The following is a 12,467-nucleotide window of genomic DNA, read 5'->3' as shown; positions in this document are numbered from 1 at the left end:
AGCACCCACGACAGTCAGCATTTCGAAAGGGTCATTGACAAGGCCAACACCAATCGCAATATCTACGCCGACCGAGGCTATCCCTCTGCGGAGCGGGAAGCTTGGCTGAAGGCAAACGGCTATAGGAGCCAGATTCAGCGTAAAGGCCATCGAAACAAACCGTTGTCCAAGACTCAGCAAGGGCGAAACCACAGGATTGCAAAGACTAGGGCACGGGTTGAACATGCATTTGCGGCGATGGAACAAATGGGTAGAAAACTGATCCGCACCATTGGACAGGTGCGCGCTAATTTTGCCATGACGATGATGGCAGCATGTTACAACCTAAAGCGGTTGGCGTACTTCCAGAGCGCGTGCATCGTGGCTTTCTGACGCCCAGAATGGGTCAAATGGCCCTAGCCAGGGCAATGTGCGATAGAATCAGTAGCGTGATAATCAAAAAAAATCTAATTATTTAGAATGAAAGCCAAGGGTTAATTGAAAATCTTGAGTTTTTCGAGGTGCCCAATATTTTATTACCTACGGTTACTAATCGTGTTCAATTTTAAAATGGAAGTTTATTTTTTTAAGTTATGCAGTGTTTAATTTACGGTAACAATTTCATTATTAATGAAATTTTATTATTAAATATTACGATCGATATATAGCTTGCCCATAGCCAATTGAATCATTGGCTAAATTACCATAAAGTCAGCTCATTTTTAGCAACCTGCTGCAATCTATCACTGAGTAATTCACCATCCGGAAAGCGTAGCTGAGGGGCAATTTCTGCTAAGGGATAAAGCACAAATTCTCGTTCTTTAAGGCCATAATGAGGGATAGTTAAATGCGTTGTCTGAATAACCTGTTGGCCATATAACATAATATCCAAATCGAGAGTTCTTGGCCTCCAACGATCGGCTTTACGCACTCTACCATGCATTAATTCAATCGATTGAGTACGTTTAAGTAGGGTTTCGGGCAATAACTCAGTATCTAACGCGATAACGGCATTGAGATAGTCAGGCTGATCTTGTGGCCCCATCGGTTTAGAGCGATAGAAAGAAGAAACGGCAATTGGTTTGGTATTCGGTAATTGCTGCAATTTTCTAATGGCACTTTGTACTTGTTGTAAGGGGTCATCTAGATTGCTGCCAATGGCGATATAAACACGTTGCATATTTAATTAACTCTGTTGTTTTTTATTGGCTTACGGTTGGTGTGATTTCGACGACGTGTCCAGTTACGACGATGAGTCGGTATACTTCCTAGCTCTGGGATCATTTCATGCTGTAGGTTATTATTGGCTTGTTGAAACTCAGCCCACCAATGAGCCAGTTCTTCTAATTCACGTCGTTGTTCCACGTTGGCGCGTAGCTCCAGAAGATCAAACGCTGCGCGAAATTTTGGGTGTTCAAGTAGCTTATCTGCTTTTTTCCCTTGGCGCCGTGGTAGTCGCAATTGTAGCTGCCAGATATCGCGCATTGTTGAAGTAAGCCGTTTAGGGATAGCGATAGAACGGCATTGTTCATCGAGGATATCATTCATTGCGATCGCAAAGGCTTCGTAATAGGGTAAGCCACTTTCCTGAGAAAGCCTTTCGGCATGTTCTACCAGTGGATACCATAACATGGTAGCAAATAAGAATGCAGGATTAACGCGTTTATTATTTTTTATTCGATAATCAGTATTTTGCAGCACCTGATTAATGATAAGTTCCATCGGTGAATCATCATTGGCGGTGAAATGTCGTTCAACTAACGGAAACAATGATTGAAAGAGACTATAACGCCTTAATTGTTGATAGGTTTGATAACCTTGACCAGTCTGAAGTAATTTGAGCGACTCTTCAAATAGACGTGCAGATGGAATGTCTTTTAATAAAAATGCCAGTTGTGGAATAGGTTTGGCAGTTTCAACATCAATTTGCATATTCAGTTTGCAGGCAAACCGAATAGCGCGTAGCATCCTAACGGGATCTTCTCGATAACGGATTTTTGGATCACCTATTAGGCGAATAGTGCCATTTTTTAGATCCTCAAATCCACCAACATAATCGCGTAGGGTAAAATCGTTAATTCGGTAATATAGGCTATTGATGGTAAAGTCGCGTCGAATGGCATCGTCTTCAATGTTACCAAAAATATTATCTCGCAGTAACATACCACTTTGTGCCTGGTGAGCCATATCCTTATTATTAGTATCAGTTTGCTCATGAGAACCACGAAAAGTAGCAACTTCGATGATTTCATAACCAAACATGATATGCGCTAAACGAAAACGGCGTCCGACTAAACGACAATTACGAAATAATTTGCGAATTTGTTCAGGTGTTGCATTTGTAGTAACGTCGAAGTCTTTAGGTTTTTTACCTAATAGTAAATCTCTGACGCTACCACCGACCAGATAGGCTTCATAGCCAGCATTATTTAGACGATAAAGCACTTTCAGTGCATTGTCACTGATGTCTCTTCGCGAAATAGGATGCTTATCGCGCGGAACTATGGATATTGAAGTATTTATAGCAGAATCGGGTGTCTGTTCATCTGCTAATTGAGCACTTTTAATGATTTTTGTACTCCGATATCTTTTTGTTAGTAAAGCTTTTACCTTAGTTTTGGACCTAGTGTCAGTCGCAGAACTATCATAAGATTTCTGTTTACTTCGATTATTCTTTTCTTCTCGTATCAATAAATTACGACAGAAATTGGCTACCTGGATAAAAATAATACACCTCGATATCTAATGCGATTTTAGTTAAAAAAATAAATACTAATAATTAATCATATCTTATAGGATTTTTTTTGAGAATGCCTAAGTAGGATAAAAATTACTAATTAATCATAATAGGTAAGAATTCTCCCGCCTGGTTGGATGCTATCTAATTGCCAATTTTGTACAGCCTGGCTAAGTAATTGTTCAGTACTAAGGTCTTGCCAATTAATAATAGTTGTTTGTGATAAAAAATTTAGTGCATCAACTAAAATAGGCCTCGGATCATTCATCGGCAGCGGCGGGGTATGATTTTGTTTAGAAAGTTTATTATGAGAACGATGTAATACTAGTGGTAAATGCACATAATCGGGTTGCGGAAAAGCCAGATAGCGATAGAGAGAAATTTGTCTAACGGTTGGCGCAATGAGATCCGCACCACGAACAACTTCGGTAATACCTTGGTCGTGATCGTCAATAACGACAACCAGATTATAAGCAAATAAATTATCTTTTCGAACAATAATGAAATCTTCTTCTGCCAAAGAGCAAGGCGCTACATAATCACCTTGTAATTGATCATAAAAACTATACACCGGTTTTGACTGTATTATCCTCAAAGCTGCGGCAGAACAAGATAAACCAAGATTGCGACAATGAGCGTCGTAATAACCACCAATAGTATTAATACGTTGGCGGGTACAGCGACAGTAATAGCAGCCATGGCGCTGCTTTAGCTGAGTTAAAATGTCACAGTAAATATCATGGCGTTGTGATTGATAGATTATTTTACCATCCCAATGTAAGCCATAATGGTCTAAAGTTTTTAAAATGCGAGAAGCTGCACCCGGCACTTCTCTAGTGGTATCGATGTCATCGATCCTAACATACCACTTTCCTTGCTTTTTTTTAGCTTGCAGGTAGCTACCAAGCGCAGTAACTAACGAGCCAAAATGGAGATCACCTGTGGGTGACGGAGCAAAGCGTCCAATATAAGGTGGAATGTTAGTAATTATTGAATTACTCATTTATTTCAAAAGGATACGGTACACTTTTGTGTACCGTATTTTTATGGTGTAAGATTATTGGCTAACCCGCCATCTGTTTTTCACGCATTTCAGCTAATGTTTTGCAATCAATGCATAAATCAGCTGTTGGACGAGCTTCTAAGCGGCGGATACCAATTTCAATCCCACAGCTTTCACAATAACCAAAATCTTCATCATCAACTTTTTTTAGCGTCTTCTCGATTTTTTTAATCAACTTACGTTCGCGATCGCGATTACGTAACTCAAGGCTAAATTCCTCTTCCTGTACCGCTCTATCAACGGGATCAGGGAAATTTGCCGCTTCATCCTGCATATGAGTTACAGTGCGGTCGACTTCATCTCTGAGTTGATTGCGCCATGTTTCGAGAATGCGCTTAAAATGTGCCAATTGGGCATCGTTCATGTACTCTTCGCCAGGCTTTTCTTGGTAAGGATCTACCCCAGCGATGGCGAGAATGCTTAAGGACGAGGTTTTAGGTTTTTGCCCTTCTTGCATAATGCTTCTCCTACACACGCAATATTCAAAAGAACCCCTCAAGGGGGAAAAACTAAGGCCGCTATAAATAACAGAACACTCTAAACTTGGCAATGGTTCTTACAATTCGTTTTACTGTACCAGGGTGATGCGCGTGTTATCTGCCTTAATTTGTATGTAAAACGAATTTTGCCTAAAAGAATATAATAGCTTGGTTTATTGAATAAATGGTATTTTTTTATCCATTGCTAGCCCTTTTTCTGATATTTTAATCTGATAGCAGAGTATTTCAATACCAACATTTGTTGCTTGCTGTAAGAGCGCAGCATATTGACAATCAATATGGCTTGCAACGGACATTTTCTTTATACCAGTATGAAGTACGGCAAAGAACAAAACTGCTCTTTCGCCTCGTTCGGCTATCAAGGATAGTTCACGTAAATGTTTTTGCCCTCTTATTGTAACAGCATCAGGAAAATAACCGATATTGTTTTCTAGTAAGGTGACTGATTTTACTTCAATATAGCAATTAACTTGCTGTTTTTTCTTTAGAAGGAGATCGATTCGACTATTTTCGTCGCCATATTTCACTTCCCGGCTAATGTTATCATAATCGGATAATTCCGGAATTTTATTTTCCGCTATAAATTGACTAATTAAATCATTTGCTCGATGAGTATTAACACAAATCCAATCGCCAGTTTGTGTTTGTGTCAGTTCCCAGCTATGTGGATATTTTCGCTTAATATTATTAGATGTTGAGTACCAAACTGTATCTCCGGGGGTTGCACAGCCTGTCATGGCACCTGTATTGGCGCAATGAATGGTTAGTAATTTACCTGCTGGTGTAATAACATCAGCAAGAAAACGTTTATAACGCTTTACTAATTGGGCTGATTCTAGTGGTGGGAACCAATACATTGCTAGCTACTCCGGTTGTGATAGACACGGCTAAAGGCAAAGCAATGCTACAATATTTGGCACTAAAAGTTAATAATTGTTGCTTTTTCATATAAATTAATGGATAGATAGTGTTCATTTGTAAGATAGTGGTAATAATGTTATTATCAGAGTATAAAACTGCTATTTGGCGGATGTTTATTATTTAATTATGATAAAAATGCTGTTTTAATGAGATATATGAAAGAAATATCTGTAAGTTATGATTAAACTCTTGGGCTAAAAATAAACTAATAGTAAATAAAGATTGATTTTATACCATGTATGACAAAGATAATTATGAACCCATTGGGCGCAGATCTAAGAAAAAGCCCACTGGTAAAAAATCAAAATCTCATCAAAATAATCGGTTAGATAACTATGATTATGAGTATGAAGATATTGATGACAACGAGGAAGAAGAACTAATGGCAAGTAAAGACAATAAGTCTCGGCCACCTAAAGATAGATGGCGTTGGTTTTGGTTGTTTGTCAAAATTGCCATAGTCTTGGCATTGTTAGTTGGTGTCTATGGTATCTATTTATATCAGAAAATCAGTGATCGTCTTGATGGTAAAGTTTGGGATCTACCGGCTGCAGTTTATGGCCGAATGGTTAATCTTGAACAGGGGATGAATTACAGTAAAGAAGAGATGATTCGATTATTAGATGGCATGCAATATCGCCAGGTAAATAAAATTACTTTACCCGGTGAGTATATTGTTAAAGATAACACGATAGAAATGTTACGCCGGCCATTTTCCTTTCCTGATCAAAGAGAAGAACAGATTTTAGCTAAATTAAGTTTTGATCATGCTCGGCTCACCAATATTACTAATATGGAAAATGGACGTTCGTTTGGTTTTTTTCGACTAGATCCTAAACTTATCACTATGATGCAATCGGCGAACAATGAGCAACGCTTAGTCTTGCCGAGAGAAGATTTTCCTGATTCTTTAGTCAAAATATTACTTGAAACTGAAGATCGACATTTTTATGAGCATGATGGAGTAAGTATTTATTCTATTGGGCGTGCGGTTATTGCTAATTTAATGGCTGGTAAGACGGTTCAGGGTGGCAGTACGCTAACTCAACAATTAGTTAAAAACTTATTTTTAAGTAATGAAAGAACGTTAATACGTAAAGCTAATGAAGCTTATATGGCAATTTTAATGGATTCTCGCTATAGCAAAGAACGTATTCTTGAACTGTACTTAAATGAAGTTTATTTAGGACAAAGCGGTGATGACCAAATTCGGGGTTTTCCCCTTGCTAGCCTCTACTATTTTGGTCGTCCAATCGATGAGCTGAGTATTGATCAACAAGCGTTATTAGTTGGTATGGTGAAGGGAGCATCACTATATAACCCATGGCGTAATCCTAAATTGGCGCTAGAACGTCGTAATTTAGTGTTAAAGCTATTGGAAACGCGAGAAATTATCGATCATGAAATGTATAATATATTGAGTGCTCGTCCTTTAGGCGTTAAACCAAGAAGCGGTGTTTTGACACCTCAACCCGCCTTTATGCAGCTCGTTCGGCAAGAATTAGTTGAAAAATTGGGCGATAGAGTAAATAACCTTTCTGGAGCTAAAATCTTTACTACTTTAGATCCAGTCTCGCAGCAAGCGGCTGAAAATGCCGTCGAACAGGGGATAGCTGATTTACGTAAAACACGTAAGTTGCCTGATCTGGAAGGCGCGATGGTAGTTGTTGACCGTATTAATGGTGAAGTGCGCGCTATGGTCGGTGGCTCACAACCACAATATTCTGGTTTTAACCGAGCGTTAAATGCTCGCCGCTCAATTGGTTCACTGGCTAAGCCGTCAACTTATCTTACCGCATTAAGTGAACCAGACCGTTTTCGTTTAAATACTTGGGTACCTGACGAGCCGATTAGCGTCAAATTTGATAATCAAATATGGGAACCGAGAAATTATGATCGCCGTTTTCGGGGACAGCTCATGTTGATTGATGCTTTGGCCAGCTCGCTGAATATTCCGACGGTGAATGTTGGCTTGAGTGTTGGTTTGGATCAGGTTAGTAAAGTATTAGTAAGTCTTGGTGTGCCAAGTGATGCGATAGAAAAAGTGCCGGCAATGTTATTAGGTGCCTTGAACTTAACGCCAATGGAAACGGCGCAAATGTTTCAAACCATTAGTGGCGGTGGCAATCGAGCGGCATTATCGGCATTACGCTCCGTGATTGATGGTGATGGCAATGAACTTTATCAAAGTTATCCATCTGCAGAGCGGGCAGTATCTCCGCAGGCAGCTTATTTAACACTTTATGGTATGCAACAAGTGGTTGAGCGCGGAACATCTCGTTCATTAATGAATAAATTTGCTCAATACCACTTAGCCGGTAAGACCGGAACAACAAATGATCTACGCGATAGTTGGTTTGCTGGTATCGATGGTAAGGAAGTGGCAATTGCTTGGGCTGGTCGTGATAATAATGGTCCAACAAATCTTACTGGTGCAAGTGGTGCATTACATCTATATCGTCGTTATTTAGAAAATCAGACTCCATTGGCATTGGATAATCGCTCTCCCGATGGAATTATGGAGATGCGAGTGAATATCGATGGCAGTTTTAACTGCGCAGGTGGTGGAGATCGTATTTTGCCAGTATGGACAGAGGATCCTCAAGCATTATGTCAGCAAGGGGTGCAAGTATTGAAGCCAAACCTGAACTTAAATGAACAGCAGAGCAAAAGTAATGATGCACCTGCTTGGGTGAAAGAGATGTTTGGACAGTAATAAAAATCTAGTAAACCGGCGCTATGGTAAAAAATTAGCGCCGGTTTTTTTATGGCTTAATAAATGATCAGTTCATCTTATTAAAAGCATTTTCTGCTGCTTTAATTGTGCGATCAATATCTTCATCACTATGCGCAATGGACATGAAACCCGCCTCATAGGCAGAAGGTGCCAAATAAACGCCTTCGTCTAACATGAAATGGAAGAATTGCTTAAATTTCTCAATATCACATTGCATGACATCCTGATAGCAGTTAACTTGTGGTGATAATGTAAAAAATAGACCAAACATGCCGCCAACATGATTAACAACCAACGGAATAGCAGCTTGTTGAGCTTTTTCTTGTAAGCCTGTAACAAGTTTTTTCGTCAGTTCTGCTAAGCGTTTATGGGTATTGGGTTTAGCAACTTCTGTTAGGCAAGCAAGGCCTGCTGCCATCGCTAATGGGTTGCCTGATAAGGTACCGGCTTGATAAATTGGCCCTATTGGAGCGAGTTTTTTCATCAATTCGCGGCGGCCACCGAATGCACCAACAGGCATACCACCGCCGATTATTTTACCTAAACAGGTCAAATCAGGTTTAACTTGATAATGTGCTTGTGCGCCACCTAAGGCAACTCGAAAGCCGGTTATCACTTCGTCGATAATTAATAACGCGCCAAATTGATCGCATAATGTACGTAGTCCAGGCAGGAATTCAGCCTCGGGTAGAATACAATTCATATTGCCCGCTACTGGCTCTACAATGATAGCAGCGATTTCTTGCGGATATTGGACAAAAGTACGCCGAACTGAATCTAAATCATTAAATGTACAGGTAAGAGTATGTTTGGCAACATCAGCGGGAACGCCAGGAGAATTAGGTTGACCAAAGGTTAAAGCGCCTGAGCCTGCTTTAACTAATAGGCAATCGGCATGTCCATGGTAGCAGCCTTCAAATTTAATAATCTTGTCACGCCCTGTATAACCGCGAGCGAGCCGTATGGCACTCATTGTGGCTTCTGTGCCTGAATTTACCATACGAACCATTTCGATGGATGGAATAAGTTGACTGATAATTTCTGCCATTGTTACTTCAATGGCGGTCGGGGCACCAAAACTCAGGCCATTTTCTGCCGCTTGGATGACCGCTTGCTTAATTGTGGGGTGATTATGACCTAAAATCATCGGCCCCCAAGAACCAACGTAATCGATATAAGCTTTGCCATCAACATCATAAATATAAGCACCGTCAGCTCGCTGAATAAATAATGGATAGCCGCCAACACCATTAAACGCCCGAACCGGTGAATTGACACCGCCAGGAATAAATTTTTTGGCTTTTAGGTAAAGTGTTTTAGATTGACTCATTAAATAACTCCAAGCATTGGTCCAGTAGAAATTTTGCTCATATTTTAAAGCAGTATTGGCAGTAAACCAAATAGCAAATCTAGCGAGAATTTTTTAAATCAGTTAATTTCGGCTGGATCTTGAATCAATTGGCCGGCTGTTAGATAATCATCCCTTGTCCAGTGAAGTATTGATGCTTCCTGCGTCTATTGATTTGCATGTCGGCCTGGAGTTAGAAATGAGTAATGATACTGCACTGCCTATACAGTTTACTGATGCTGCAGCGAATAAAGTTAAAGCGTTGATTGCGGATGAAGAAAATCCCAATTTGCGTTTGCGCGTCTATATTACTGGTGGAGGCTGTAGTGGTTTTCAATATGGTTTCACCTTTGATGATAAAATGAATGAAGGTGATTTAACGATTGAAAAGCAAGGCGTCGAACTAATCGTTGATCCTATGAGTTTACAGTATCTGGTTGGCGGTTGTGTTGATTATATTGAAGGATTAGAAGGGTCACGGTTTGTGGTAACCAATCCAAATGCGAAAACAACTTGTGGTTGCGGTTCTTCATTTAGTATTTAATCGCTTAACTTACTAAGGGTAATTAATAACCCTTAGTATTGGGATCTAGCCTAAGTGGTTGTTAATAGCTCATTTACGGCTTTGGCTTGAGTTAGCTAAATTAGCCAGCATAGTTTGTACCAATAGGCTTGATTGGCGAGCCGCGACAGGCAAAAATTCCTCAAAAGAGAGATGAGACTCTTTATCAGCGACATCAGAAATTGCACGCACAACAACGAATGGGATATCAAATTGATAACATACATGACCAATTGCGGCGCTTTCCATTTCAACAGCGATGGCAGTAGGAAAAGTTTGGCGAATAGAGGTTAGCTCTTTTGCGCCATTAATAAAGCTATCACCACTACAAATCAAACCGCGAACAGCATGTAAATCTAATTTTTCAATACACTTTTCGGCCAGTTCTTGTAATTTTTGATCCGCTTTAAATGTGGCTGGACATTTTGCCATTTGGCCTGGTTGGTAACCAAAGGCGGTGATATTGACATCATGATAGCAAACTTCAATTGAAACCACGATATCACCAACCTGCAAAGCAGGTACTAACCCACCGGCGGAGCCAGTGTTAATAATAAATTCAGGGGCAAAATGTTCTATTAGTAATGTTGTTCCCATTGCCGCAGAAACTTTACCAATGCCTGATTTTAATAATGCGATATCAAGATCATCAAATTTTCCGCAGTAAATTTCGCAGCCAGCCTGTGATAATGTAAACTGAGCATTGATTTGCTCGCGCAATAATGCCACCTCTTGCTCCATTGCACCTATTATTGCAACTTTCATTGTGTCATACTCATAGTTGATTAATTAGACATGTTGTCAGATCCGTGCCATTCTAACATTGAAAAGAGAAAAAAAGTTAACTGTGATCCATTAGCTGGGGATATTTCATCATCGGGAGGGGAAATGTCCAAGATTGATTTTAGACAAAAGCTCAATTTTCTTCGTAAATATAGTGATTACAATGTTGATGCAAAGAATGAGGAACAAGTTAATCGTCAATTTGAAAGTGATCGAGGGCGCATTATTAATTCTGCCGCAATACGCCGCTTACAACAGAAGACTCAAGTCTTTCCTTTAGAACAAAATGCGGCTGTTCGAAGTCGTCTGACGCATTCCTTAGAAGTGCAGCAAATTGGCCGTTTTATTGCAAAGACTGTGATAAGCCAATTGAAAAAAAAGAAATTGCTGGCAACTTATGGTCTCTCTGAGCTCCTTGATGCGTTTGAAAGTTTGATTGAAATGGCATGTTTAATGCATGATATTGGCAACCCACCTTTTGGTCATTTTGGTGAAGCGGCCATTAAAAGCTGGTTTTCAACATTACTTGACGCTGAATTTGTTTCTACTAAATCAAAGGCTATAGATCAATGCCAAATTAATTTTCTACAACTAACAAATGAATCTAACAAGGATTTGCTTCGTCGCCAATTACGTATAGATCTTTGTCAATTTGAAGGAAATGCTCAGGGACTTAGAATGATCCATCAATTATTAAAATTGAACCTGACTTATGCTCAAATTGGCTCAATCTTAAAATATACTAAAGGTGCTTATCAACTGGATAAAATCCCTAAAGATTTTGATTATTTAACTAAAAAACCGGGCTATTATTGGTCAGAAGATAGTTTTATCAAAGAGTTGTATCGTCGATTGGATATGAAGCCATATTGTCGTTTCCCGCTTTCCTACATTATGGAAGCGGCAGATGATATCTCTTATTGCATTGCCGATTTGGATGATGCGGTAGAAAAAGGTATTTTCAGTGTTGATAAGCTGTTGGAATATTTACGGCAAGGTTGGTTGGAAACAGGTAAAAAAGTAAAAGGTGATTTATTTGAACAGACAGTAGAAAAAGCTTACAAAAGTATTAATCACAATGAAACAAGACGTAGCAAGCAAGATCAATTTTTTATGTATCTTAGAGTTAATATTATTAGTAAATTGGCGTCGTACAGTGCTCATCGTTTTATTAAACATTTAGCTGAAATTTATGCCGGAAGTTTTAATAGTGCCTTATTAGAAGATAAAAGTGATGAACATCATCTCTTGGAGGTATTGAAAGGAGTTGCCTATAAACATGTATTTACGCACCCGGAAGTTGAACAATTAGAATTACAAGGTTATCGAATAATTAGCGGTTTGTTAAACTTTTATCGCCCATTATTATTAATGCCACGTGCTGATTTTACCCAGCTTTATCAAGATAAGTATCACAAGAAGTATTTCATTGAAACACGTCTATTGCATAAATTATCTACTAAACATTGTTTAGCTTATGGTGAAGCCATTGAAGGAATTTGCACTACTGATGAGACAGAAAAAGATATATTAGAATTTTATTACCGCGCTCGCCTTATACAAGACTATATTAGTGGTATGACAGATCATTATGCTTATCAGGAATATCGAAAATTTACTGTGAAAAATTAAAAAATGTTATGCTATTAAATTAAATAACGAAAATAAGTATTACTTAAATATATAGATTGGGCACCTCGAAAAACCTAAGCCGAGTTTGATTTTGCTGATAAAGTTATCGGAAGCTGGTCTACTGAGCTAACCACCATGAAGAAACGCAGCGCCATTAAGAATGACCTCTTTGCAAACCAGTATCACCAACAGACGATCGACAAGT

Annotated in this window: 11 protein-coding genes; 4 read left to right on the top strand and 7 right to left on the bottom strand. The window is 39.2% G+C overall.

Annotated features, from left to right (window positions below):
* Nucleotides 1-372 (top strand): transposase (locus tag CBG25_RS20900; RefSeq protein WP_290603757.1); only part of this gene is annotated, 372 nt, incomplete at its 5' end.
* Between the two features lie 307 nt (nt 373-679).
* On the opposite strand, the gene folK is transcribed toward CBG25_RS20900, so the two are convergent.
* The 5 genes from folK to sfsA form a co-directional block, all read right to left on the bottom strand.
* Nucleotides 680-1,159 carry a 2-amino-4-hydroxy-6-hydroxymethyldihydropteridine diphosphokinase gene (gene folK / locus CBG25_RS20895; RefSeq protein WP_290608986.1) on the bottom strand — a complete coding sequence of 160 codons (480 nt, stop codon included), beginning with the start codon at nt 1,157-1,159 and terminating at the stop codon, nt 680-682.
* Nucleotides 1,160-1,161: 2 nt separating this feature from the next.
* The gene (gene pcnB, locus CBG25_RS20890; protein ID WP_290608985.1) at nt 1,162-2,670 is read right to left on the bottom strand and encodes a polynucleotide adenylyltransferase PcnB; all 1,509 of its coding nucleotides are present in this window, start codon (nt 2,668-2,670) and stop codon (nt 1,162-1,164) included.
* Nucleotides 2,671-2,816: 146 nt separating this feature from the next.
* Entirely contained in the window at nt 2,817-3,719 is a 903-nt protein-coding gene (gene gluQRS / locus CBG25_RS20885; protein ID WP_290608984.1) for a tRNA glutamyl-Q(34) synthetase GluQRS, read from the bottom strand.
* Nucleotides 3,720-3,780: 61 nt separating this feature from the next.
* Complete coding sequence (dksA, locus tag CBG25_RS20880) at nt 3,781-4,236, bottom strand: RNA polymerase-binding protein DksA (RefSeq protein ID WP_032116626.1); 456 nt, start codon at nt 4,234-4,236, stop codon at nt 3,781-3,783.
* A gap of 195 nt (nt 4,237-4,431) precedes the next feature.
* Nucleotides 4,432-5,136: a DNA/RNA nuclease SfsA gene (sfsA, locus tag CBG25_RS20875; protein WP_290608983.1), complete on the bottom strand. Its 705-nt coding sequence runs from the start codon at nt 5,134-5,136 to the stop codon at nt 4,432-4,434.
* Nucleotides 5,137-5,435: 299 nt separating this feature from the next.
* Here sfsA and mrcB point away from each other — a divergent pair, with 299 nt between their 5' ends.
* A complete protein-coding gene (gene mrcB, locus CBG25_RS20870; protein ID WP_290608982.1) occupies nt 5,436-7,916 on the top strand; it encodes a bifunctional glycosyl transferase/transpeptidase in 2,481 nt (826 codons plus the stop codon).
* Between the two features lie 67 nt (nt 7,917-7,983).
* On the opposite strand, the gene hemL is transcribed toward mrcB, so the two are convergent.
* The gene (gene hemL, locus CBG25_RS20865; RefSeq protein WP_290608981.1) at nt 7,984-9,267 is read right to left on the bottom strand and encodes a glutamate-1-semialdehyde 2,1-aminomutase; all 1,284 of its coding nucleotides are present in this window, start codon (nt 9,265-9,267) and stop codon (nt 7,984-7,986) included.
* 217 nt (nt 9,268-9,484) lie between these two features.
* Here hemL and erpA point away from each other — a divergent pair, with 217 nt between their 5' ends.
* Nucleotides 9,485-9,829 carry an iron-sulfur cluster insertion protein ErpA gene (erpA, locus tag CBG25_RS20860; RefSeq protein ID WP_032116700.1) on the top strand — a complete coding sequence of 115 codons (345 nt, stop codon included), beginning with the start codon at nt 9,485-9,487 and terminating at the stop codon, nt 9,827-9,829.
* Between the two features lie 69 nt (nt 9,830-9,898).
* On the opposite strand, the gene mtnN is transcribed toward erpA, so the two are convergent.
* Nucleotides 9,899-10,612 (bottom strand): 5'-methylthioadenosine/S-adenosylhomocysteine nucleosidase, encoded by a 714-nt coding sequence (gene mtnN / locus CBG25_RS20855; protein WP_290608980.1) that lies wholly within the window; start codon nt 10,610-10,612, stop codon nt 9,899-9,901.
* Nucleotides 10,613-10,735: 123 nt separating this feature from the next.
* Between mtnN and dgt the strand changes: the two genes are divergently transcribed.
* A complete protein-coding gene (gene dgt, locus CBG25_RS20850; RefSeq protein ID WP_290608979.1) occupies nt 10,736-12,262 on the top strand; it encodes a dGTPase in 1,527 nt (508 codons plus the stop codon).
* Nucleotides 12,263-12,467: the final 205 nt, after the last annotated feature.

This window comes from Arsenophonus sp. ENCA (assembly GCF_002287155.1).
Taxonomy (GTDB): Bacteria; Pseudomonadota; Gammaproteobacteria; order Enterobacterales; family Enterobacteriaceae; genus Arsenophonus; species Arsenophonus nilaparvatae.
This window is presented reverse-complemented; position numbering and strand designations above follow the sequence as displayed.

What these genes read in the sequence shown, in the direction of transcription:
- folK (WP_290608986.1), bottom strand. Translation starts at nt 1,159, where the DNA reads ATGCAACGTGTTTATATCGCCATTGGCAGCAATCTAGATGACCCCTTA.
- gluQRS (WP_290608984.1), bottom strand. Translation starts at nt 3,719, where the DNA reads ATGAGTAATTCAATAATTACTAACATTCCACCTTATATTGGACGCTTT.
- dksA (WP_032116626.1), bottom strand. Translation starts at nt 4,236, where the DNA reads ATGCAAGAAGGGCAAAAACCTAAAACCTCGTCCTTAAGCATTCTCGCC.
- sfsA (WP_290608983.1), bottom strand. Translation starts at nt 5,136, where the DNA reads ATGTATTGGTTCCCACCACTAGAATCAGCCCAATTAGTAAAGCGTTAT.
- mrcB (WP_290608982.1), top strand. Translation starts at nt 5,436, where the DNA reads ATGTATGACAAAGATAATTATGAACCCATTGGGCGCAGATCTAAGAAA.
- hemL (WP_290608981.1), bottom strand. Translation starts at nt 9,267, where the DNA reads ATGAGTCAATCTAAAACACTTTACCTAAAAGCCAAAAAATTTATTCCT.
- erpA (WP_032116700.1), top strand. Translation starts at nt 9,485, where the DNA reads ATGAGTAATGATACTGCACTGCCTATACAGTTTACTGATGCTGCAGCG.
- mtnN (WP_290608980.1), bottom strand. Translation starts at nt 10,612, where the DNA reads ATGAAAGTTGCAATAATAGGTGCAATGGAGCAAGAGGTGGCATTATTG.
- dgt (WP_290608979.1), top strand. Translation starts at nt 10,736, where the DNA reads ATGTCCAAGATTGATTTTAGACAAAAGCTCAATTTTCTTCGTAAATAT.